Raw genomic sequence first — 2,912 nt, 5'->3', positions numbered from 1 at the left:
GCCTGCCTCTTCATGAGCCCCCGTTCATGCCGAATCGCACGTCCCTTTCTCGAACGCGCTCACGAGATGCATGCCCGCGTCCGGAACGCGGCACTCATCCCGTTCCGGTGGGCGGCCGGGCGGGGAGGGCGGGGTGATCGCCGGGACGGCTCAGGGGCGCGGCACGTTGCGCAGGTTGGAGCGGGCCATCTGCAGCATCCGGCCCACGCCTCCGTCGAGCACCACCTTGGAGGCGGAGAGCGCGAAGCCGGTCACCATGTCCTTCTTGATCTTCGGCGGGATGGACAGCGCGTTCGGGTCGGTCACGACGTCGACCAGGGCGGGGCCCTTGTGCCGGAACGCCGCCTTGAGCGCGCCCGGCAGGTCCTTGGGCTTCTCCACGCGCACGCCGAAGGCTCCGCATGCCTGGGCGACGGCGGCGAAGTCCGGGTTGGTGTTGGCGGTGCCGTGCGAGGGCAGCCCGGCCACCAGCATCTCCAGCTCGACCATGCCCAGCGAGGAGTTGTTGAAGAGGACCACCTTCACCGGCAGGTCGTACTGGACGAGGGTGAGGAACTCCCCCATCAGCATGGCGAATCCGCCGTCGCCGGACATCGACACGACCTGCCGGTGCCGGTCGGTGAACTGCGCCCCGATCGCCATCGGCAGCGCGTTGGCCATCGAGCCGTGGGAGAACGAACCGATCACCCGGCGGCGCCCGTTGGGCGTGATGTAGCGCGCCGCCCAGACGTTGCACATGCCGGTGTCGACGGTGAACACGGCGTCGTCGTCGGCCATCTCGTCGAGGACCGAGGCCACGTACTCGGGGTGGATCGGGACGTGCTTCTCCACCTTGCGGGTGTAGGCCTTGACCACGCCCTCCAGCGCGTCGGCGTGCTTCTTCAGCATCTTGTCGAGGAAGCGGCGGTTGGTCTTCTCCTTCACCCGGGGGATCAGGCACTTCAGCGTCTCCTTGACGTCGCCCCACACCGCCAGGTCCAGCCGGGAGCGCCGTCCGAGGTGCTCGGGGCGCACGTCGACCTGGGCGATCTGCACGTCGTCGGGGAGGAAGGCGTTGTACGGGAAGTCGGTGCCGAGGAGGATCAGCAGGTCGCACTCGTGGGTGGCCTCGTAGGCGGCGCCGTAGCCGAGCAGGCCGCTCATGCCGACGTCGTAGTTGTTGTCGTACTGGATCCACTCCTTGCCCCGCAGGGCGTGGCCGACCGGCGACTTGATCAGCTCGGCGAGCCGCATCACCTCCTCGTGCGCGTCCTTGCAGCCGGCGCCGCAGAACAGGGTGACCTTGCCGGCCTTGTCGATCATCTCGACCAGCGCGTCGAGTTCGGCGTCCCCGGGGCGGACCGAGGGGCGGCTGGTGACCAGCGCGGTGTCGTAGGCGCCCTCGGGAGCCGGCTCGTCGGCGATGTCGCCGGGCAGGGTGACGACGCTGACGCCGGAGCGCCCCACCGCGTGCTGGATGGCGGTGTTGAGCAGCCGCGGCATCTGGGAAGGGCTGGAGATCATCTCGCTGTAGTGGCTGCAGTCGCGGAACAGCCGGTCGGGGTGGGTCTCCTGGAAGAAGCCGAGCCCGATCTCCGAGGAGGGGATGTGGGAGGCGAGCGCCAGCACGGGGGCCATGGAGCGGTGCGCGTCGTACAGGCCGTTGATCAGGTGCAGGTTGCCGGGGCCGCAGGAGCCGGCGCAGGCGGTCAGCTGCCCGGTGACCTGTGCCTCGGCCCCGGCCGCGAAGGCGGCGGCCTCCTCGTGGCGGACGTGCACCCAGTCGATGCCCTTGTGGCGGCGGACGGCGTCGACGACGGGGTTGAGGCTGTCCCCGACCACCCCGTACATCCGCCGTACGCCCGCGCGGGTGAGGATGTCGACGAACTGCTCGGCGACGTTCTGCTTGGCCATGGGTCCGCGTGCCCCTTCGCTGCGTGCTCACGATCCGAGTCCGGACCGCTCGTGTCCCCGTTCTCGGGACCATCAATCCACGCGGGGCCCGATCACGCCTCCCAGACGGCCGCCGCCGTACGGTCGTCGGCGTAACCCTTCACCCGCACCTGCACGTCCGACAGGAAGCCGGCGAGCCCGGGCGGCTCCGGCGCGGCCCACCTGCGGCCCAGGTGGGCGAGGAGCGCGGGTTCCCCGCCGAGCGGGTCGGACAGCCCGGCGGCGCACATCAGCAGCCGGTCCCCCGGACGGGCCACACAGGTGCGGAACCGGAACGGTTCGCGGGGCGGCTCCGGGGCGGGCTGGTAAGGGCTCGGCGGCGTCGTGATGCCGAGGTCCAGGGTCAGCTCGCCGCGTTTCGCGGCGGGGCCGGCCGGGCGGGGCTCGAGGTCCTGCCAGTCGCCGTCGCGCAGCCGGTACAGTCCGCCGTCGCCGACGCCGAAGAACACACGGGTACGGCAGTCGGGGTCGGCCGGCAGCAGCAGGCAGCGCAGCGTCGCCTCGTCGCCCCCGGAACTCCACCCCTCGACCCGTGCGGTGGCCCGCAGACGGCCGAGGCTGCGATCGGTGAGCCGCTGCAGTCCCGCCCGCAGGTCGGCGCGGCGGCCTTCGCGGATGTCCTCGGCGAGACGGGCGGCGCTGCGTCCGACGGCCTGGGCGATCCACCGGCACGCCGCGGCGGCGGCCCGCTGTCCGGCGGGGGTGGCGCGGGCGCCGGTGGCCACGGCGACCAGCACCAGCGCGCGGTCGCCCACCCCGAACCGGGCGGTCAGCAGCGCGTCCCGGCGCACCTCGCCCCGGTAGCGGGCCGAGTCCCCGCGCACCGAGGCGGCCCGCAGGGTCAGGCCGCCGTGCCGCGCGCCGTCCAGCACGGTGTCGGGGACCAGGTCCTCCAGGGCGGCGGGGTCCGCCATCGGCAGCGACGTGGGCTCCGCGTCGTAGCTCGGCGGCGCGTCCCCCACGTACGTCACGTCCCGGCC

2 protein-coding genes are annotated in these 2,912 nt (G+C 72.5%); both read right to left on the bottom strand.

Annotated features, from left to right (window positions below; translation table 11 throughout):
* Window positions 1-150 precede the first annotated feature (150 nt).
* Window positions 151-1,893, bottom strand: a complete 1,743-nt coding sequence (locus ACOV8S_RS04765; RefSeq protein WP_448316265.1) for a pyruvate dehydrogenase — start codon at window positions 1,891-1,893, stop codon at window positions 151-153.
* A gap of 92 nt (window positions 1,894-1,985) precedes the next feature.
* Window positions 1,986-2,912, bottom strand: a 927-nt coding sequence (locus ACOV8S_RS04760; protein ID WP_448316264.1) for a protein phosphatase 2C domain-containing protein, incomplete at its 5' end; no start/stop codon positions are given.

The organism is Streptomyces sp. CO7 (assembly GCF_053474865.1).
The sequence above is the reverse complement of the archived record's forward strand: the minus strand, read 5'-3'. Positions and strand labels throughout refer to the sequence as shown.

Coding starts and splice junctions, on each gene's coding strand:
- ACOV8S_RS04765 (WP_448316265.1), bottom strand. CDS start 1,893: ATGGCCAAGCAGAACGTCGCCGAGCAGTTCGTCGACATCCTCACCCGC.